This window comes from Streptomyces sp. NPDC091972 (assembly GCF_044756385.1).
Taxonomy (GTDB): domain Bacteria; phylum Actinomycetota; class Actinomycetes; order Streptomycetales; family Streptomycetaceae; genus Streptomyces.
This window is the reverse complement of sequence record NZ_JBIVSV010000013.1, coordinates 306903-313533: the sequence shown is the minus strand read 5'-3', so window position 1 is coordinate 313533 and position 6631 is coordinate 306903. Positions and strand designations below refer to the sequence as shown.

At 65.8% G+C, this 6631-nt stretch carries 4 protein-coding genes and 1 pseudogene; 3 read left to right on the top strand and 2 right to left on the bottom strand.

The genetic code is table 11. From position 1 onward, the window contains the following. Positions 1-487 precede the first annotated feature (487 nt). The 3 genes from ACIQJT_RS33005 (at position 488) to ACIQJT_RS32995 (ending at position 4447) form a co-directional block, all read left to right on the top strand. On the top strand, positions 488-733 hold the full coding sequence (locus ACIQJT_RS33005; RefSeq protein ID WP_402649474.1) for a hypothetical protein: 246 nt from the start codon (positions 488-490) through the stop codon (positions 731-733). Positions 734-1050: 317 nt separating this feature from the next. Further along, on the top strand, positions 1051-3717 hold the full coding sequence (locus ACIQJT_RS33000) for a Helicase associated domain protein (protein WP_402649473.1): 2667 nt from the start codon (positions 1051-1053) through the stop codon (positions 3715-3717). Positions 3718-3733: 16 nt separating this feature from the next. Beyond that, on the top strand, positions 3734-4447 hold the full coding sequence (locus tag ACIQJT_RS32995) for a hypothetical protein (protein WP_402649472.1): 714 nt from the start codon (positions 3734-3736) through the stop codon (positions 4445-4447). Between the two features lie 25 nt (positions 4448-4472). Here ACIQJT_RS32995 and ACIQJT_RS32990 read toward each other — a convergent pair. Both ACIQJT_RS32990 and ACIQJT_RS32985 read right to left on the bottom strand, forming a co-directional pair. Next, a pseudogene (locus tag ACIQJT_RS32990) lies at positions 4473-4984 on the bottom strand (transposase family protein); the annotation flags it as partial. Positions 4985-5277: 293 nt separating this feature from the next. Next, entirely contained in the window at positions 5278-6459 is a 1182-nt protein-coding gene (locus ACIQJT_RS32985) for a hypothetical protein (RefSeq protein ID WP_365465617.1), read from the bottom strand. Positions 6460-6631: the final 172 nt, after the last annotated feature.

Genomic DNA, 6631 nt, shown 5'->3' with positions numbered 1-6631 from the left:
CCCGCGGAGCGGGTACCACATCGCTGCGCGATGTGCAAGCGAACACCCGTGCTGCGCACGGGTGTTGCGCTCCCGCTCCGCGTGAGCGCTGGCGGATGGCTGCGCCACCCGCGTCACCTTGCTTGCTGCGCAAGCAAGGTGACGGTCCGTCCGCTGCGCTCCCGGACCAGCGAGTCCTGCCCCGCTGGCCAGGCTTCCGCTTCGCTCCAGTCTGGCCGGCGGGTCCGCTGCGCTCCCCCGCCTGACGGTCCTTCCGGCTGCGCCTCCAGAACCGTTGGGGCCTGCTAGCGCGGGCCGGGCTGGCTACTGAGGTGGGGGGGCTCGTACGTGTCGGAATTTAGTGAAGTGGCTGCCTCAGATTGATGCAGCATGTACCATTAGTGAAAAAAGGAGACACCCCTTAGGCCTTTAAGGCCCTCGTATTCCGAAGCCAGGGCATCTAGGGCATAATTCAGGCATGGATTTTCGAATCGAGTGGCCTGCGCCCATGGACAAGTCTGACTGGGCGATGCAGGAGATGAAGGGATGGATCGGTGGCGTGACCGTCGTGTGGGACGGTGGCACCCGCGTCTTCGAGGTCTACGACCCAGTTCGACTTGCACAGACAGTAGCTTTGGAGATCGAGCAGATCGGGCGCTTCATGGCTAGGGACCTACTGGTGGTCTCAAGCGTTACACGCGAGAACATCGAAACAGTCATATCGGCAATCGCGGACGGGGGCTTTTCCGCTTAGATACGCGCAGTGAGAGGCGCCGAAGCCGTCGTCTCACTGGCCCTGCCCGGGAAGCCCGGGCCAAGCCAACTGGCCTCGATACCGTCCCCCTTCACCCGGCGGCGTGCAGCGCAGCAGTCCCCGCGGGGCGGGCAGATCGGTACAGGCGCTGACAGCCGGTCTGTCGTCAATACCGTTTTCTCCAGGGTGGCGCGGATGCAGGTTATGGGTGGTGCCAGCTCCCCCCATAAAGGTGTGTAGAGCCTTCCGAAGGTGAGAGAATCGTTGATGCAAATTCGAGAGGCGTGGCTCTCTCGCGTATCTAAAGGGGGTGGGGAATGAGCAGGGTTTCACTTAAGGAACATCAGATCGGCCAGATTTTGGCTTTCCGTAACTGGGTCGGGTTCCCTGCTAGATCATCTGTTCCCCCGCAGGGTGCCCGGGGCACGATCGTGTCAGCGACCGGCTCAGGCAAGACGATCACGGCCGCCGCGTGCGCGCTGGAGTCGTTCACGGGCGGTCGGATCCTCGTCACGGTCCCGACCCTGGACCTGCTCGTGCAGACCGCCCAGGCGTGGCGTCTGGTGGGTCACCGGGCCCCGATGGTCGCGGTGTGCTCGCTGGAGAACGATGCAGTGCTGAACGAGCTGGGGGTACGCACCACCACGAACCCGATCCAGCTCGCTCTGTGGGCCGGGAGGGGGCCCGTGGTCGTGTTCGCCACGTACGCCTCCCTGGTGGACCGTGAGGACATCGACGCACCGGACGGTCAGCGGAAGGTTCGCGGGCCGCTGGAGGCCGCTCTGGCGGGCGGAGAACGGCTCTACGGCCAGCGCATGGCGGGGTTCGACCTCGCGATCGTGGATGAGGCGCACGGAACCGCTGGTGATCTTGGGCGGCCGTGGGCGGCGATCCATGACAACGCCCGCATCCCGGCGGACTTCCGGCTCTACCTGACCGCCACGCCGCGCATCCTCGCCGCGGCCCGCCCGCAGAAGGGCGCGGAGGCCCAGGAGTTGGAGATTGCGTCCATGGCCGACGACCCGAACGGGACGTTCGGCGCGTGGCTCGCCGAGCTCGGGCTGTCGGAGGCGATCGAGCGGGAGATCCTCGCTGGGTTCGAGATCGACGTGTTGGAGATCCGCGACCCCTCCCCCGTTCTTGGGGAGTCGGAGGAGGCGCAGCGTGGTCGGCGCTTGGCGCTCCTGCAGGCCGCGCTCCTGGAGCACGCCGCCGCGTACAACCTGCGTACGGTCATGACGTTCCACCAGAAGGTCGAGGAAGCCGCTGCGTTCGCGGAGAAGCTGCCGGAGACTGCTGCCGAGTTGTACGTCAACGATGCCTCAGACGAGGACCTGGCCGCCGCCGGCGAGCTGTCGAAGTCTTCGATCGACGCGGAGTTCTACGAGCTGGAGGCCGGCCGCCATGTCCCGCCGGACCGGGTGTGGTCGGCGTGGCTGTGCGGTGAACACCTCGTGGCCGAGCGGCGAGAGGTGCTGCGGCAGTTCGCCAACGGCATCGACGCGGTCGGCCGCCGGGTGCACCGCGCCTTCCTCGCCAGCGTTCGCGTGCTCGGGGAGGGTGTGGACATCACCGGCGAGCGGGGCGTGGAAGCCGTTTGCTTCGCCGACGCCCGCGGCTCGCAGGTGGAGATCGTGCAGAACATCGGCCGTGCACTCAGGCTGAACCGCGATGGCAGCACGAAGGTCGCGCGGATCATCGTGCCGGTGTTCCTAGAGCCCAGCGAGGATCGGGCCGACATGGTCGCCTCTGCCAGTTTCAAGCCGCTTGTGGCCGTCCTCCAGGGCCTGCGCTCGCACGATGAGCGCCTGGTCGAGCAGCTCGCCTCCCGCGCCCTCAGCAGCGGAAAGCGCAAGGTTCATGTTCGGCGCGACGAGGACGGGCGGATCGTCGAGGCCGGCGGCGAGGTTGGCGGGGACCAGGAGCAGGACGACAATGACGGTGCGGTGGAGGCTGCCCTGCTGCACTTCTCCTCTCCCCGCGACGCGTCGACCATCGCGGCTTTCCTGCGCACCCGCGTCTACCGGCCGGAGAGCCTGGTGTGGCTCGAGGGCTACCAGGCCCTGCTGCGCTGGCGCAAGGAGAACATGATCACCGGCCTCTACGCCGTGCCCTACGACGTCGAGGTCGAAGTCGGGGCGACCAAGGCGTTTCCGCTGGGCCGGTGGGTGCACCAGCAGCGCAAGGCGCTGCGGGCGGGTGAGCTGGAGGACCGGCGCAAGGTCCTCCTGGACGCGCCGGAGGCCGGGATGGTGTGGGAGCCGGGTGAGGAGGCGTGGGAGGCCAAGCTCGCCGCGCTGCGGTCGTACCGGCGGGCCACCGGGCACCTCGCGCCGCGGCAGGACGCGGTGTGGGGCGAGGGCGAGGCGATGGTGCCCATCGGGCAGCATATGGCCAACCTCCGGCGGAAGGGCGCGAAGAACGGCCTGGGCAAGGACCCGGAGCGGGCGGCACAGCGCGTGAAGCAGCTGGCTGCAATCGACGCGGACTGGGACTGCCCGTGGCCGCTGGACTGGCAGCGGCACTACCGCGTCCTCGCGGATCTGGTTGACGCCGACGGCAGCCTGCCGGCCATCGAACCCGGAGTACTGTTCGAGGGCGACGACCTGGGCAAGTGGCTGAAACGGCAGAAGAATCCGGGCGCCTGGAAGCTGCTGTCGAGCGAGCAGCAGGAACGACTGTCCGCGTTGGGCGTACAGCCGCTTGAGGCGCCGTCTCCCGCCCCGGCGGCCACGCCTACGGGTCCGGGCAAGGCGCAGCGGGCGTTCCAGCGTGGCCTGGCGGCGCTCACGCAATGGGTCGAACGGGAAGGTGCAGGCCGACCCGTGCCACGTGGACACACCGAACACATCACGGTCGATAGGGAGACCGAACCGGTCGGTGTGAAGCTCGGCGTATGGCTCTCGAACACCCGTGCCAGGCGCGACAGGCTCAGCGCCGAACAGCTCGCCGCCCTCCGAGAACTGGGCGTGGAATGGGCGTAGACGAAGAGGGTGATGCATGGGAAACCGTGAAGAATCGCAAGATGAAGAGCAGCCGAAGCGCGGATTACAACGGATCCCATGGGTCAACATTGCAACCATGATCACGGTGATCATTGGTATCGGGAGCCTGGCGTTCACGGGCATTGCTACGTACTACGGGGCGGAAGTATCAAAGGATCAACTGGATCAGTCACGCGAAGACGCTGACCGGGAAACCCGGAACCAAGCCATGCGTGTGACCTACTGGGTCGATGCGGCAAGCAAACATCCAGGCGTGCATCTGATGAATAGGTCACCTGATCCCGTGTCCCGCGTGTCGCTAGCCTTCACCGCATCTTTGAGCGCGGAGCAAGGCCTCGTCTTCCCGATCTGGCTGAGTGAGCTTCCCCCATGCTCCGAACTGGTGATCTACAAAGAGTCGATGCGCTACCAAGATCGCGTTTCGTGGGATCGAGCACGTTGGTATTCCCCTGTGGCTGCAGATGTTGGCGGCCCCAAGTTCATGTCTTCACAGAAGCTGCCTGCCAGCGCGTTGATTACGGGAGTCAGTTTCGTGAGTTTCGCGGACCGCGACGGCCAGGACTGGAAACGAGAATCCGGCGTCCTGAGCATGGACGAGCCATCTGCCGTAGGGGGATTTACAGCGAAAGCATCGCCGAAGAACTGGCTCGGGCACGTCACACAGATCGACATGAAGTCTGCACCATTGTGTGGCGATTCAACGGGCTAAGGCACTCACTGAGCCTTTTCCAACCTCACGCTGACGCGTGGTGAAGGACAAGAACGGCCTGGACGATCGCGGTGATGCGGTTGGTGCTGCAGCGGAGCTTCCGCAGAAGGCGCCAGCCCTTCAGAGTGGCCATGGCCTGCTCGCCGAGGCAGCGGATCTTGGCGTGCATGCTGTTGTGCCGACGCTGCCACCGCTTGAGGCGACGGCCTCGGAACGGGACGCGGACGGGGTGGCCGGCTCCCTGGTACGCCTTGTCCGCCCACCACTTCAGCTCGGCCGCGGCGAGCGCGTCGATGATCCCGTGGGGCCGTGCGGCGGTCCGTCGTGAACGGACCCACGCAGGGCGGGTGACGTCCACAGCAGCCGTCCGAACGAATCGGTGAGGACCTGGACGTTCATGCCATGGCGCTTGTGTTTCCCTCAGTAGTACGCGGTGTCGGCGGCGATCTGGTCGATCGGCAGGAGGGTGCCGTCCAGGATCACGAACGCCTTGGTCCGAATGGTATTCATCGCCTCGGTCAGGGTCGGGGCGAGACTTCGGCGGGCTCGACGTCCTGGCCGGCGACCAGGGCCAGGATGCCCACCGCGTTCGCGGCTTTCTCGCCGAGTTGCTGGTCGGGCAGGTGGCATGTCCGCGAACATCTCAGCCGGGAACAACTCGCCACGGTGCTCGGCCAGGAACGCGACACTCTCCGCCGGGATCAGTTCCCGGCAGGTCTCCCACACGTCCGGACCGACGGTCTCACCGACCCATTCGCCCATCGCCACACAACGAGTCTGGCCCTGCTGCTGACGCGGCAGGGCCAGAACTCAAGATCTTCATGAGCCTTCTAGGACGAGTTTCCGCCCGTCAGCACCCGTTGTTCGCCCGCCGGAATCGCGCACGGTGTGCCGCCCGCGTTGGTGAGGCCTTCCGGGCTGAGGGACCAGGTCGAGATCTGGCCGCCGGAGTAGCCGCTGTGGATAGTGTTGTTGAAGAAGCGGTCGTGGTACGAGGCGCACTGCCGGGAGATCTTGTTGTCGATCGCGCACTGCGTGTCGCAGAACTCGCCACGATAGTACGACGCCCGCCCCGCGCGCGTGATGTCGTTGTACTCAATCGAGTTGTAGTTGCTCATGTTCCGTGACTTCACCACATAGCCGCTGACGTAGGAGAACTTGTTCCGCACCACCTGGTTGTTCGAGCTGAAGTGCGTGATGTACAGGCCGTGGATGTTCCCCTGATACGGGGCGGCGTTCTCGATGTTGATGAAGTGGCTGTTCTCCACCCGGTTGTTGGACGAGTTCGTGAGGACGATACCGCCGTAGCCGAAGGTGGAGCCGCCGCTCCACTCGCTGCCCAGGTTGCGGAACTGCATCCCAAAGAACGTGTTGTGGTTCAGGCCCTTACTGCCTCGCACCTGGAGTGGCGGGTTGTAGTTCTCGTCGGTGACGTCACGCTCGGAGTCGCCGTAGACCGAGACGCCGCCCGCTGAGTAGTACTCCACCCGCAGATAGCGGAAGTCGAGATTGCTGTCGCCGCCGCCGTACAGCGGGTCGCCGGTGTCCCTGGGCAGCCGCGGCTGCAGCCAGAAGCCGGCACAGTACGCCGTGCCGCATGTGGCGTTCTTGAAGAGCGGCAGCCCGCCCGCCGGGACCCCCTGCCCTGGCACGTAGTCGATCGGCATGAACGACACCTTGTGCCCGGGCACGTAGAAGCGCCACTCGTGGAACGGCGGCGCAATGTAGGTGCCCTGCTTGATGCGCACCTCGACGTCGGTGGTCGGCTTCTGTTGCTGCAGCACCTGCTGCACCCGCGGCAGCGTGGCCACCGCCTTGCCGGAGCTTAGCCCGTCGTTGGCGTCCGAACCGCCGGCGCCCGCGGGCGCCATGTAAACCGTGAAGGCGGCCGCCTCCGCAGCGGCCGGGGCTGCCTTCACCGTCGTGACCGTACCGGCAACCAGCAGCACGGCCGCGCCGAGCCCGGCCAGAATGCCGCGGGGGATTCTGGTACGTCTCTCCCGAATACCCATGATCACCTTCCTTGTAGGGTGATGCGCAGCGTCTTCGTCTCTCCGGCCGTCCCGGTCACATCGACCGTGAAGGTCAGCGGATTGAGCGAGCCGACCGTGAGCCTATTGCAAGCTGACGGCGTTGACCCCGAGTTGGACGGTCCTGCGCAACGACGAAGCTCCTGGTAGATGG